This is a genomic window from Novosphingobium sp. BL-S-21 (genome assembly GCF_055521655.1).
In genome coordinates this window covers 2,599,939-2,612,864 of record NZ_CM145496.1, presented here as the reverse complement: position 1 = coordinate 2,612,864, position 12,926 = coordinate 2,599,939, and the positions used below count along the sequence as shown (strand labels likewise).

Annotated in this window: 14 protein-coding genes; 8 read left to right on the top strand and 6 right to left on the bottom strand. The window is 67.5% G+C overall.

Features of this window, described 5'->3' with window-relative positions; all coding sequences use genetic code 11:
• Positions 1–112: 112 nt before the first annotated feature.
• Complete coding sequence (locus tag ACZ1J6_RS20925) at positions 113–1,477, bottom strand: FAD/NAD(P)-binding protein (protein WP_465127972.1); 1,365 nt, start codon at positions 1,475–1,477, stop codon at positions 113–115.
• A 186-nt stretch (positions 1,478–1,663) separates the two neighbouring features.
• Between ACZ1J6_RS20925 and ACZ1J6_RS20920 the strand changes: the two genes are divergently transcribed.
• The gene (locus tag ACZ1J6_RS20920; protein WP_465127971.1) at positions 1,664–2,257 is read left to right on the top strand and encodes a uracil-DNA glycosylase family protein; all 594 of its coding nucleotides are present in this window, start codon (positions 1,664–1,666) and stop codon (positions 2,255–2,257) included.
• Positions 2,258–2,274: 17 nt separating this feature from the next.
• Here the strand turns inward: ACZ1J6_RS20920 and ACZ1J6_RS20915 are convergent, their stop codons facing one another.
• Entirely contained in the window at positions 2,275–3,129 is an 855-nt protein-coding gene (locus tag ACZ1J6_RS20915) for a MipA/OmpV family protein (RefSeq protein WP_465127970.1), read from the bottom strand.
• Between the two features lie 118 nt (positions 3,130–3,247).
• Positions 3,248–3,802 carry a GNAT family N-acetyltransferase gene (locus tag ACZ1J6_RS20910; RefSeq protein ID WP_132268427.1) on the bottom strand — a complete coding sequence of 185 codons (555 nt, stop codon included), beginning with the start codon at positions 3,800–3,802 and terminating at the stop codon, positions 3,248–3,250.
• A gap of 74 nt (positions 3,803–3,876) precedes the next feature.
• Between ACZ1J6_RS20910 and crtY the strand changes: the two genes are divergently transcribed.
• From crtY to ACZ1J6_RS20880, 6 genes are all read left to right on the top strand, one after another.
• Positions 3,877–5,082, top strand: a complete 1,206-nt coding sequence (gene crtY, locus ACZ1J6_RS20905; protein WP_465127969.1) for a lycopene beta-cyclase CrtY — start codon at positions 3,877–3,879, stop codon at positions 5,080–5,082.
• Positions 5,079–6,557 (top strand): phytoene desaturase, encoded by a 1,479-nt coding sequence (locus ACZ1J6_RS20900; RefSeq protein WP_465127968.1) that lies wholly within the window; start codon positions 5,079–5,081, stop codon positions 6,555–6,557. The genes crtY and ACZ1J6_RS20900 overlap by 4 nt, the downstream gene beginning before the upstream one ends.
• The gene (locus ACZ1J6_RS20895) at positions 6,554–7,003 is read left to right on the top strand and encodes a hypothetical protein (RefSeq protein WP_132268421.1); all 450 of its coding nucleotides are present in this window, start codon (positions 6,554–6,556) and stop codon (positions 7,001–7,003) included. The genes ACZ1J6_RS20900 and ACZ1J6_RS20895 overlap by 4 nt, the downstream gene beginning before the upstream one ends.
• Positions 7,004–7,006: 3 nt before the next feature.
• Positions 7,007–7,603, top strand: coding sequence for an LOG family protein (locus ACZ1J6_RS20890; RefSeq protein WP_132268419.1), 597 nt, complete (start codon positions 7,007–7,009; stop codon positions 7,601–7,603).
• A gap of 51 nt (positions 7,604–7,654) precedes the next feature.
• Entirely contained in the window at positions 7,655–8,638 is a 984-nt protein-coding gene (locus ACZ1J6_RS20885) for a phytoene/squalene synthase family protein (protein ID WP_132268759.1), read from the top strand.
• 423 nt (positions 8,639–9,061) lie between these two features.
• Positions 9,062–9,211 (top strand): lmo0937 family membrane protein, encoded by a 150-nt coding sequence (locus ACZ1J6_RS20880; RefSeq protein WP_132268417.1) that lies wholly within the window; start codon positions 9,062–9,064, stop codon positions 9,209–9,211.
• Between the two features lie 127 nt (positions 9,212–9,338).
• Here the strand turns inward: ACZ1J6_RS20880 and ACZ1J6_RS20875 are convergent, their stop codons facing one another.
• Positions 9,339–10,562 carry a multidrug effflux MFS transporter gene (locus ACZ1J6_RS20875; protein WP_243840970.1) on the bottom strand — a complete coding sequence of 408 codons (1,224 nt, stop codon included), beginning with the start codon at positions 10,560–10,562 and terminating at the stop codon, positions 9,339–9,341.
• Positions 10,563–10,734: 172 nt separating this feature from the next.
• Here ACZ1J6_RS20875 and dinB point away from each other — a divergent pair, with 172 nt between their 5' ends.
• The gene (gene dinB, locus ACZ1J6_RS20870) at positions 10,735–11,856 is read left to right on the top strand and encodes a DNA polymerase IV (RefSeq protein WP_314464071.1); all 1,122 of its coding nucleotides are present in this window, start codon (positions 10,735–10,737) and stop codon (positions 11,854–11,856) included.
• Between the two features lie 70 nt (positions 11,857–11,926).
• Here the strand turns inward: dinB and ACZ1J6_RS20865 are convergent, their stop codons facing one another.
• Together ACZ1J6_RS20865 and ACZ1J6_RS20860 are read right to left on the bottom strand one after the other, a co-directional pair.
• Positions 11,927–12,475, bottom strand: coding sequence for a GNAT family N-acetyltransferase (locus ACZ1J6_RS20865; protein ID WP_465127967.1), 549 nt, complete (start codon positions 12,473–12,475; stop codon positions 11,927–11,929).
• Complete coding sequence (locus tag ACZ1J6_RS20860) at positions 12,465–12,860, bottom strand: NUDIX domain-containing protein (RefSeq protein WP_465127966.1); 396 nt, start codon at positions 12,858–12,860, stop codon at positions 12,465–12,467. Before ACZ1J6_RS20860 ends, ACZ1J6_RS20865 begins: the two co-directional genes overlap by 11 nt.
• Positions 12,861–12,926: the final 66 nt, after the last annotated feature.

Sequence of the window (12,926 nt, the reverse complement as noted above, 5' to 3'; positions counted from 1 at the left end):
GCGTCGGAAGACTTAAATGGCTGCGCCGCAGGGGGCGCACGACGGATAGGGTGCGCGCAGCATCGACATTCCGAGGGTCCGGGGGATCATCCCCCGGATCTTCCCCCCTGCCTTAAAGCCCCTCACCCCCAACCCAGTGCGCATCCGCCAGATAGCGCGCGAGGTTCCACACCTGCCGCCGGATATCGGGCACCGCGACGATCTCCCAGGCTTCCCCCTTGGTGACCGGACCGACCGCAAAGAGCGTGTCCTGCGGCTCGCCGCCGCCATCCCGAACCCGGCCGAGATGATCGACGTCCAGCCCCAGCCGGTGCGCGTCCGAGCGCACCCTGCCCTGGGCCAGCAGGTCCTTCACCAGCGGCGCGCCGCTGCGCATGAGATCGCCCTCGGGGCCGGTGCAATTGATGGTGCGCGATACCTCCAGCCGCACCAGCCGGTCCTCCCCGCGCGGGCGGTACGTCACGGCGACCCCGCTTTCCGTAGGCTCCGCGCCGACCAGCTTGCCGGCGACGAATTCCAGCCGCCCTTCGGCCTCGATCTCGGCAATGCGCCGCGCGACGTCCGGGGCAAGGCGGTGGCGGTGGACATCCCAGTAAGGGCGCAAGTGGCGCAGGAACCGGCGCTGCCCGGCCTCATCGTGGCGGCGCCAGAGATTCTGGGTATGCGGACGCAGCTCGTCCACGGCGGCGCGCCAGCCGATGTCCGCCGCGCGCCTGCGAACGCGGGCGATCAGGTGCGATCCGCGCTCTTCGGGCGCTGGCACGTAGTCGACCGAAGGCCCCCTTTCGGAATGGGCCTGCGGCTTGAGCCCGCGGCGCGAAAGTGCGGTGATCCGGCCCCTGAAGCCCGCCTTGTCGAGCGAGAGCACCATGTCCGCCGCGGTCAGCCCGGTGCCGATCAGCAGGACGTGGTCGATCTCGTCGATCTTCTCCAGCGTGCCGGACTGCCAGGGGTCGGTGAAGCGGCGATCCTCGGGGATGGGGGAGAGGACGGGGTGCGGCGAGGGCGGGAAATTTCCCAGCGCCAGCACGAGCGCCCGGGCCTCGATGGAATCCCCATCCGCCATCTCGACGACGACGCGGCCGTCCTCCAACCGGGTCGAACAGGCTTCCCCGTTGACGATCAGGGCGTCCTGCCCGGCATCGGCCAGCGCCCGGATCAGCAATTCGCGCAAGTAGAGCCCGTAGGAGAGGCGCGGCACGAAGCGGTTGGCCTGCTCGTCTCCGGCATGGCCGATCCAACGCAGGAAATTGGCCTGGTCGTCAGGGAAGGCGCTCATGTTGGCGGCGCGGACATTGAGCAAATGCTCGGGCCAGCGGGTGCCGAAGGCCAGGCCCTTGGCAAGCTGGGCGTCCTTGCGCTCGATCAGGACGACGCGGACGCCGTTGCGCAGGAGGTTGATCGCCAGCAGGGTTCCACTGAAACCCGCACCCACGATCGCGACAGGAAGCGCGCCGGTTCCGTTCTGAGTATTCAAGGGCAAGCTCCGATGGGTATGCAATGTGCCTGTCTAGCGACAGCCGGCGGATATTATCAACTTAATTGGTTGAGAATGTGACATCCCGGCCCGGAGGATCGACGAGCCGTCCGGTCTCCGCATTTCGCCCTTTCACTCCGGTCCAGCTTGCGGAGAGGCCAGGGGCGCGCCATCTGAACGAGGACAATGTCGCTTGCCACCGATCTTCCCGACCTGCTGACGGCCATTCGTGCCTGCCGCCTCTGCGAGGACCGTCTTCCCCACGCTCCGCGGCCGGTGGTGCAGGCCGCGCCCGGCGCGCGACTGCTCATCATCGGGCAGGCGCCGGGCAGCAAGGTCCACGCCAGCGGTCACGCCTTCGACGACGACAGCGGCGACCGTCTGCGCGACTGGACCGGGATCGACAGCGCGACATTCTACGATCCCGCGCTCGTCGCCCATATGCCGACGGGATTCTGCTATCCGGGCAAAGGTAAAGGCGGCGACCTGCCGCCGCAGCCGGCCTGCGCGCCGCTATGGCACGGCCGCCTGCTCGCGGCGCTGCCGGGACTTCGGCTCACGCTGCTGGTGGGGCAATATGCGCAGAAGCGCTACCTGCCGCGCGGTTTCGCGCCGAACCTGACAGAGGCCGTGCACCGATGGCGGGATGCGCCGGAGGGACTGTTCCCCCTGCCGCATCCTGCCTGGCGCAGCCGCATGTGGATGGCGCGCAACCCCTGGTTCGAGGCCGAAGTGCTGCCGGACTTGCGCGAACGCGTCCGGCACGCACTGCGCGGCTGAAGGGCGGCCGGACCGCCTCAGAAGGTGTAGGCGATGCCCGCGCCGACGGTCCACTGGTCGGAACTGCCGCGAAGCGACGTATAGGGCGTGTTCTTGCCGTCCTTCAGCATGGCCGAGTAATTGAGCGCGCCGAACAGTGCGAAACCGCCGTCGCGCAAGTCGCCCGAGAGGTCGTAGCCGACCAGGGCGCCCAGACCCACCGTGTCCCAGCCGCTTTTCGCTTCGTAGACCGGCAGCCCGGACGCGGCGGACTGCTCGGGCGTCACCGAGTAGTAATAGCGGGCGTAGTCGCCATCGGCGTGGTGAGCGCGGGCGTTCACCGCCACGACCATCGCCTTGCTGACCGGGGTCATGTAGGTCACCTGCGGCTGCCAGACCATGCCGCCGTAAGCGCCGTTGACGTCCCACTTCACATCCGCGGAAACGGTGAGGGAGTCGTAGGGATTGAGCAGGCGATTGACCGTCACGCCCGCCGTTCCGCCCACCTCGATGGCAGCGTCGAGCTTGCCGGCGGCGCGCACGACATCGTCCTTGATGCGGCGGTTGCGGTTGAACGACACGCCGAACACCGGACCGGCCGAGAAGTCGATCTTGGAGCCGCGGGTCGAGGGGATGAGGTTGAAGGCAAGGCCGCGGGTGCGGGGATTGACCTCGATGCCCTTGTAGCGCCCCTGCACCACCGGGATGGGCGAGAAAGTCTCATCGTCCGAACCTTCGTAGCTCGGGCCGTAGAGGGCACCGACGCCGATCGTCAGGTGATCGCGCTCATAGACGTTGTCGGAAGCGTCGGCCTCCTGCGCCAAGGCGGCCGTTGCCGAAAAAGCGGAGATGCAGGCGCCGGAAACGAGAGCGGCGATCAGGAGTATGCGCATGGGAATCCTTGTCAGGTTTCCCCGCGCAACGCCTGCACACCCCTAAGGGTTGCCCCGGAGTACCTCCGGAATGGATTGAAAAAATGGCAAAATATTCGGGAACTTTATCCGACCCGGATCATGCGGCCTGTTGCGGAAGGCTCTGGTCGCCCTCGCCGAGTTGGCGCTGCATGAGGAAGACGTCGAGCCACTTGCCGTGCTTCCACCCCGCCCCGTCCAGCGTCGCAACCGGGCGGAAACCCGCGCGGGCATGAAGCACGACAGAGGCCGGTTCGCTCTCGGCAATGACCGCGAAGGCTTGCCGGAAACCGCGCGTTTCGCACTCTTCGAGCAAAGTGGCGAGCAGGCGTCCGCCGATGCCCCGCCCGATGCAGGCCGGTGCGACGTAGATCGTCGTCTCCACGCTGTAGCGATAACCGGCACGCGGGCCGTAGCGATGGGCGAAGCCGAAGCCGATCACGCGGCCCTGCTCGCCTGCCGCGCCGCCTTCGCGCACGACGAGGAATGGATAGCCGGCATCGACGATATCGCGGATCCGGCGCTCGCTTTCCGCAAGGTCAGGCGGCTCCGTCTCGAAAGTTGCGGTACTTTCGAGCACATAGTGTGCATAGATCTCGGTAATGGCTGCGGCATCCTCGATAGAAGCGCTGCAGACGGTCAATTCCTCGGTCATTGTCATCACAATGCCGCAAAGCCCGTGCCCTGCCAAGTTGCGGCAGGCATAACCTGTCCTTAAACGGTACTTCGATGGCCACTTTTTCCTCCGATCTGGCAATTTTGGGCGGCGGCCTCGCCGGATCGCTGATCGCGCTCGCCATGGCGCGGCACCGGCCGGACTTGCGCGTCCTCCTCGTGGAGCGGGAAGACCGGCTGGGCGGGGATCATGTCTGGTCCTTCTTCGAGACCGACGTGGCGCCCGCGCACCGCAACCTGGTGGAGCCGCTGATCGCCCGGCGCTGGAGCGGCTACGACGTCCACTTTCCCGGCTATTCGCGGATGCTGGCCACGCCTTATGCCAGCGTGACCAGCCAGCGGCTGGACATGATGGTCCGCGCCGCCCTGCCCGCCGAGGCCCTGCTCACCGGCGTGGCCGTGGCCGAAGCCGGCCCGCAGCACGTCGTGCTGGGCGATGGCCGGCGCCTGAATGCCCGGGCGGTGATCGACGCGCGCGGCACGCACGGCTTGCCCCACATGGCGGGGGGCTGGCAGAAGTTCCTTGGCCAGATGCTGCATCTTTCGGTGCCGCACGGCCTGGAACGGCCGGTGGTGATGGATGCCCGCGTCGACCAGCTCGACGGCTACCGTTTCGTCTATTGCCTGCCTTTCGGCGCGCGCGAGGTCTTCGTCGAGGACACCTATTATTCCAGCGACCACCGGCTCGATGCCGCCGCCTTGCGCCAGCGCGTGGGGGATTACGCCCTGGGCATGGGTTGGCATGTCGATTCCGTCACCTATGAGGAGACGGGCGTGCTGCCGGTCATCGCGGGCGGCGATTTCGAGAAGTTCTGGAACTGCGCGCCGGATCCATCCGTTGCCCGGGCCGGAACGCGCGCCGCTCTGCTTAACCCGATGACATCCTATTCCTTTCCCGATGCTGTAAGATTTGCCATGCACCTGACCACTCTCGACAACCTCTCCGGCGACAGCCTAGGAAGGACGAGTCATGCATGGGCCGCAAATCACTGGCGCGGGGGGCGCTTTTACCGGATGTTGACGCGCATGCTGTTCGGGGCCGCACGCCCGGAGGAACGCCGGGCCGTGCTCGCGCGGTTCTACACTCTTCCGGAAACGCTGATCGAGCGCTTCTACGCGGGCCGTCCCGCCCTGGCCGACATGGCGCGCGTACTGGCGGGCAAGCCGCCGGTGCCGCTGGGCGCGGCGATGGCCAGCCTTGCTGGACGCGGCTATCCGCTGGCGGACCTTGCGCCCGCAACCGAAAGCCGTAACCGATGAAGAAGGCCTGTGTCATCGGCGCCGGCTTCGGCGGTCTCTCCCTTGCCATCCGGCTGCAGACGTCCGGCATCGAAACCACGCTGGTGGAAGCGCGCGACAAAGTGGGCGGCCGCGCCTACGTCTGGGAGCGCGAGGGCTTCACCTTCGACGCCGGCCCCACCGTCATCACCGATCCCGATGCCCTGCGCGAACTGTGGACGCTCTCCTCGCAGGACATGGCGGACGACGTCGACCTGATGCCGGTCATGCCGTTCTACCGGCTCAACTGGACCGACGGCGTCACCTTCGACTATTCGAACGACGAAGTGGCCCTGCGCCGCGAGATCGCCCGCGTCGCCCCGCGCGATGCGGCGGGCTACGACGAATTCGTGCGCTACGCCGCCGGGGTCTACCAGGAAGGCTACGTCAAGCTGGGGCACGAGGCCTTCCTCGATTTCTCCAGCATGGTGAAAGCCGCCCCGGCGCTGGCCCGCTACCAGGCGTGGCGCTCGGTCTATTCGATGGTCAGCCACTATGTGAAAGACGAGCACCTGCGCCAGGCGCTCTCGTTCCACACCCTGCTGGTGGGCGGCAACCCGATGACCACCAGCGCGATCTACGCCCTGATCCACAAGCTGGAAAAGGACGGCGGGGTCTGGTGGGCGCGGGGCGGCACCAACAAGCTGGCGCAAGGCATGGCCCGCCTGTTCGAGCGGCTGGGCGGTACGCTGCGCCTCGGCGAAAAGGTGGTGCAGATCCACACGCTGGGCGATCAGGTCACCGAGGTCGAGACCGAAAGCGGCTGGAAGCAGCGCTTCGACGCGATCGCCAGCAATGGCGACATCATGCATACCTACCGCGAGCTGCTCTCGGGCAACCAGCGCGGGCAGGACATGGCACACAAGCTGAAGAAGAAGCGCTTTTCCCCCAGCCTCTTCGTGGTCCATTTCGGCCTGGAAGGCACCTGGCCCGGCATTCCGCACCATACGATCCTGTTCGGCCCGCGCTACAAGGGCCTGCTCGACGACATCTTCGAGCATGGCGTGCTGCCGCGCGACTTCTCGATCTACCTCCATCACCCGACCGTCACTGACCCGTCGATGGCCCCGGCGGGCAAGAGCACGTTCTACGCGCTGGTCCCCGTGGCCAACATGGGCAAGCTGCCGATCGACTGGGCGGAAGTGGGCCCGATCCTGGAAAAGCGGATCCTGGCCGAAGTCGGCCGCAGGCTGATCCCGGACATCGACGACCGCATCGTCACCAGCTTCCACTACGCCCCGCCGGACTTCGAAAGCGACCTTGGCGCCTATAACGGCAACGGCTTCAGCCTCGAACCGCTGCTGACCCAGAGCGCCTATTTCCGCGGCCACAACCGCGACGACAAGCTGAAGAACTTCTACTTGGTGGGTGCCGGCTGCCATCCCGGCGCGGGCATTCCCGGCGTCGTCGGTTCGGCCAAGGCGACTGCAAAGCTGATGCTGGAAGCGTTGAAATGACGGTAGCCGAGCCGGCCAGGGCGCTCCACGCCCTGAACCTGGCCTGGGGCTGGACCGGCGTGGACTTCGCCGAGATCGCCGGCCAGAGCCTGATGGGGCACCTGCTGGCGATCGACCGCAAGGGAACGTTCCACTACGTCGATCCCGATATCCTGGCCGTGACTCCTCTGGGAGACGAATCCGCGGCGCGGCGCCACATGGCGCTACCCGAAACCAAGGCCATCTGGCGCGCCGATGCGCTGGTCGATGCGGCCACGCAGCGGCTTGGCCTGACGGTCCTGGGGGAAGTCTATAGCCGGACGCTTTCCGCGATCCTGTCCGGCGACTATGGGCATGAAAACCTGGTCCGGATCGACCTCGTCGACCTGATCTACCTGACCGGCGACCTCGCCCGGCAGACCCGCGATCTGCCGGACGGCGCGCGGGTACAACTGAAGGCTACCTGAGTCATGAAACGCATCGCCGTCTACTGCGGCTCCGCCACCCCCGCCGATCCCCGCTACGTCCAGCTTGCCCGCGACGTGGGCTCGGCCCTTGCCGCCCGCGGCATCGGCGTCGTCTACGGCGGCGGCCGCCTGGGCCTGATGGGCGCCGTGGCTGCCGGCGCGCTCGAACAGGGCGGCGAAGTGATCGGCGTGATCCCCGAGGCCCTCACCGGCGCCGGCGGCAAGGGCGGCGAAGTGGCCAACCACGACTGCACCGAGCTTCACGTCGTCAAGACCATGCATGAGCGCAAGGCCGAGTTCACGCGCCTGTCCGACGCATTCCTGGTGCTGCCCGGCGGCGTGGGCACCATGGACGAGCTGTGGGAAGCGGTAAGCTGGGCCCAGCTCGGCTATCACGACAAGCCGGTGGGCGTGCTCAATTCCTTCGGCTTCTACGACGGGCTGCTGGCTTTCAACCGCCACATGGCCGAAGTCGGCTTCGTGCGCCCGGCCCACCAGGGCATCATCCTGGCCGAGACCGAACTCGACCTCCTGCTCGAACGCATGGAGGCCCACGAGCCGATCGTCCCGATCGTCAGGATGGACCCGGACACGCTGTGAGGCTTGCGGGTGGCGACTGACAACCTCCTCGAAACCGCGGCCCGGAACGGCATGCTCCAGGGCGGGGTGGCGCTCGATCGTGCCCGCCTCGTCAAGGAGGCCCACCGCTCCATCCGCAAGGGATCGAAGAGTTTCTCCGCCGCCAGCCGCCTGTTCGACCGCGAGACGCGCGAGCGCGTCTGGCTGCTCTACGCCTGGTGCCGCGCCTGCGACGACATTGCCGACGAGCAGGATCATGGCCGCGCCACCGGGCCGGTGCGGCTCGGCACCCGGCTCTCGCCCGAGGACCGGCTGGCGACGATCCGCACCCTCACCGAACTGGCGATGGCAGGCGAAACCACCGGAACGCCTGCCTTCGACGCACTCGGCCAACTGGCGCGCGAAGTGCCGCTGACGGACGCCATGGTCGAGGACGTCCTGGCCGGTTTCGCCCTCGACGCGGCCGACTGGCGCCCGCGGACACAGGCGGACATGCTGCGCTATTGCTATCATGTCGCCGGCGCGGTGGGCGTGATGATGGCCGCGGTCATGGGCGTCGCCCCCGATGACGACGATACGCTGGACCGCGCCTGCGACCTCGGCATCGCCTTCCAGATCGCCAATATCGTCCGCGACCTCTGGGAAGACGACGCACAGGGGCGCTGCTACCTGCCGATCGAATGGCTGGTGGAGGCGGACATTCCGCCCGGCGAAGTGACCAAGCCGCACTACCGGGCGGTACTGGTGCCGATGGTGGCCCGCGCCTGCGCCCTCGCGCGAGACTACGAAAGCTCCGCCAGAGTGGGCGCGACGCGCCTGGCTTTCCGCCAGCGCTGGGCCGTGCTCTCGGCAGCCAATATCTACGGCGGCATCGCCCGCGAAGTCGAACGCCTCGGCGCCCATGCCTGGGATCACCGCGTCAGCACCTCGCGCGGCGAGAAGCTGACTCATGTCTGGTCGGCGCTCGAAGAAGCGCGCAGGCTGTCCGACGCGGCAGGGGACGCGCCCCGCCCCGCTCTCTCGCGGCGGCAATTGAGAGCCCTGGCCAAGACTTGATGAACGGGAGATGCGCCGCACGGCCATCCACTGAGAAAGCCGGGGTCACGCCTGCCTTGCGCGTGACAGGACCACAGGCGATCCGGGAAAACGAAAGCCCGAAGGCTCCGGCTTGCTGGGCGTCGCGGCCGACCTTGCGGCTCTGCGAAACGATATGCGGTGGACCCGAGGAACTCGCGGCGAGATGCGCCCAAGGGCGATTCGCGGTCGCAGGGAGACCATGCCGCGACTTGCCCCGGCGAACAACCGGAGCGCCCCTGCCAATCTGCCGCCCGCGCCGCGCCTGAGACGAACCGTTGCGCGGCCCGATCCTGCCCGGATTCGCGCCAAGCGCCATGAAACATATGAAAACTACGGCGAACCGGTGGGAGCCTCCCGCCCCCCGGTGCGTTTCACAATTTGTAACAATTAGGGAGAACCGCCATGCTCTTCACCATTGCCGCCATTCTGCTGGTCCTCTGGCTCCTCGGCTTCGTGGTATTCCACGTATCGAGCGCGCTGATCCACGTCCTGCTGGTCATCGCGATCGTCGTCGGCCTCGTCCAGCTCTTCCGCGGCGGCCGAGCGGTCTAGTACCGACACGGTGATCGCTCCGCCTTGCCACAAGTGAGGCGGACGGCACGAAAAAGCGATCCCGGGCCACGCGCCCTGGATCGCTTTTTCATGTCCGGCGCCGCCGAAAGCGCGCAGCGGCCGCGTCTCAGGGACGCTTGCCGGGCGCGTAGTAGCCGGGAGGATAGTTGAGACGGCGGAACAGCCTGCCGCGCTCGGAATAGAGCACGAAGATCAGCGCCGTCAGCCCTGCTGCCACCATCGATGCCAGGATCGGCCGGGGCGTGCCGTCATAGGCCTGCCCGATCAGCGCGCCCAGAACGGCGCCCATCACCATCCGCACGAACGACATGATCGAGGCCGCCGCCCCCGCCGTGCGCGCGAAAGGCTGGATCGCGATCGACTGGAAGTTCGAGCCGATGAAGCTCATCATGCACATCGAGAAGGTCATCAGTGGAATGAAGACCCACAGCGTCTCGCCTTCGAGAGCGAGGAAGAAGTGCAGCACGGAGCTGGCTATATAGCCGAACAGCGCCGTCTGCGAGACGCGCCGCGCGCCATAGCGCTGCACGATCCGCGAATTGACGAAGTTGGTGGAGGCCATGACCAGCGCCATGCCGCCGAACACCGCGGGGAAGAAGAAGCCGGCGCCGAAGTGTTCGGCCACCAGCTGCTGCGCGCTGTTGATATAGCCGAACATCGCGCCCTGCACGAAGCCCACGCCGAAGAGATAGCCCACGGCCTCACGCGTGCGCAGGGTGAGCGCCATGTTGGTGGCGATCACCCTGGGCCGGATTTCCTGGCGGTAGTCGGGATGCAGCGTCTCAGGCAGGCGCAGCGCCGTCCAGATGCAGACGCACGTGCCCAGCACGCTGATCAGGCCGAATATCCAGCGCCATCCCGCCACCAGCATCACGCCCTGCCCCACCATCGGCGCGATCATCGGCACGACCATGAACGTCATCGACACCAGCGATTGCATGCTCGCCATCCGGTCGCCCTCGAAGCGATCGCGAATGACCGTCATCGGCATGACCATCAACGCCGAAGTGCACAGCCCCGCCACGGCGCGAGCGGCCAGCATCATCGGGAACGTGGTCACCACCGCGCAGGCCAGCGCGCTCAGGACATAGGCGGCAATTGCGAAGAGCAGCACCGGCCGGCGTCCGTAACGGTCGGCGATGGCGCCGGGAAACAGCGAGCCGAGGCCCGTGCAGATCAGGAACACCCCTACGATCAGCTGTCGCTGATTGGGATCGACGACCGAAAGGTCGCGGCTGATCTCGCCCAGAGCGGGCAACATGATATCGATCGAGAGCGCCTGGAGAGCCTGCAGCGCGGCCATGAGGACGACGAACTCGACCCCCCGCATCGGAAACGGCGCGGGATTCGCTGTGTCGGAGGTCATCCCCGGCGCATGCAGCACTTGGACCGGACTGGCCAGCTTTTTCGCGCCTTGGCTCATGCTTTTACCGGCCCGTGCTTTTGCCGGTCCCTGCTCTTGGACGTATACGGCCTATATCGCCGCGGCCTATAGGACCGTCATGGCAGCGCACGAAACCGAATCGGCCGCCGGGGACGAAGCGGACGGCCTGCGCAAGGTCATCCATGTCGACATGGACGCCTTCTACGCCAGCGTGGAACAGCGCGACGATCCCGCCCTGCGCGGCAAGCCGGTGGCGGTGGGCGGCTCCTCGCTGCGCGGGGTGGTGGCCGCGGCCAGCTACGAGGCGCGCACTTTCGGCGTCCGTTCGGCCATGCCCTCGGCCCGGGCGGCGCGGCTCTGCCCGGACCTGATCTTCCGCAAGCCCCGCTTCGAGGTCTACCGCGAGGTGAGCCAGCAGATTCGCGCAATCTTCCACGACTATACCCCGCATGTCGAACCGCTCTCGCTGGACGAAGCCTATCTCGACGTCACCGCCGATCTCAAGGGCATCGGCTCCGCCACCCGCATCGCCGAGGAGATCCGCCGGCGCATCAAGGCAGAAACCGGCCTGACCGCCAGCGCCGGGGTTTCCTACAACAAGTTCCTGGCCAAGCTCGCCAGCGACCAGAACAAGCCCGACGGGCTCTGCGTGATCCGCCCCGGCCAGGGCGCCCAGTTCGTGGCCGTCCTGCCGGTGCGCCGTTTCCACGGCGTGGGCCCGCGCGGGGCCGAGAAGATGGCGCGGCTCGGCATAGAGACCGGCGCGGACCTGCGCGCCCGGGATATCGGCTTCCTGCGCGCGCAGTTCGGCAGCTTCGCGGAATACCTCTACCAGGCCGCGCGCGGGGTGGACCTGCGGCAAGTGCGCGCCAATCGCCCGCGCAAGTCGGTAGGGGGCGAGCGCACGTTCTTCGACAACATCCAGGGCACCGAGGCCCTGCGCGAGACGCTCGGCAATATCGTCGACATCGTCTGGGAGCGGGTGCAGCGCGCCGAGGCCCGCGGACGCACGGTCACGCTGAAGCTGCGCTACGCCGATTTCCAGACGCTCACCCGCGCGCGTTCGCTGCACCATTTCGTGGCGGACAAGGCGGAATTCTCGGCCCTCGGCCATGCGCTGCTGGAGGAGCTGCTGCCCCTGCCCCAGCCGATCCGGCTGATGGGCCTGACGCTTTCGGCGCTGGAACGCGGCGAGGAAGACAGCCGGCCGCCCAAGGATGGGCAATTGCCGCTACTCTAGCAGAAGAGGCGATCCGGCCGGACGGTCGTCCCGGCCCCCCGTCACCCCCTCCGCCATCACCCCTCCCCCGTCATCCCTCGCGCACCAGCACGACCCGCGTGCCGCTGGCGCCCGTCAGCCGGTCGACCTCGCGGTAGCCCAGCTTTTCCGCCAGCTTCAGCGACGCCAGATTCGCTTCCGCGACGATGCAGGCCGTGCGCCGCGCCCCGTGCGCATCGAACCATTCAAGCGCCGCGCGGCCGGCCTCGGTGGCATAACCCTGGCCGTGGAACCCGGAGGCCAGGGTCCATGTCATTTCCACCTCGGTTTCCGCCCGCGCGCCCAAGTCGCGCATGAAGCGGGCATGGCCGAGCTTGCCGACATAACGGCCCGACGCCTTCTCCAGCACCGTGAACTGGCCGAAGCCTTCGAGCGTCCAGTGCCCGACATCGCGCTGGAACCGCGCCCAGGCCTCGGCACGGCAAAGCGGAGATCCGCCGATATGGGTAACGACCTGCGGATCGCAGAACATCTGGCGCATCGGCTCGAAATCGGAGCGGATCGGGCGTCTCAGCAGGAGGCGCTCCGTTTCGAGGCCGATCGGCGCAGCCTCGGCGCCCTCCACCCGGTCATCGCGCATATTCGGACACCCACAACTGCAATTCGCCCGGAAGCCGCGCCGCCATCCGTGACGGCAAGGCATCGAGGGCGAAGAAACGGGCCTCGACGATCTCGCGGCCATCGACATGCGGGCTGTCCTGCGTCCGGCCCGCGACGATGTGGACGTGATTGCTCGCGCCCACGAGGTCCTCGGTGGCGACCATGAGCAGCCGCGCATCGGCCAGCGTGCAGCCGGTTTCCTCCAGCAATTCGCGCCGCGCCGCCGGAACCGCCTCCTCGCCCCGGTTGAGACCGCCGCCCGGCGGCATCCATTTGCCCGAACCGTACGAATGTCGCACCAGCAGCACCTGTCCCCGGGCATCGAGCGCGAGCACCCGCACCCCGTCGAGACGCGGGCGCCGCACCCGCCACACCTGCCTGCGGCCCCAGTGGGCCAGGCGGTAGAGCGTCCGGTGCAGCGGCGCCGGGAG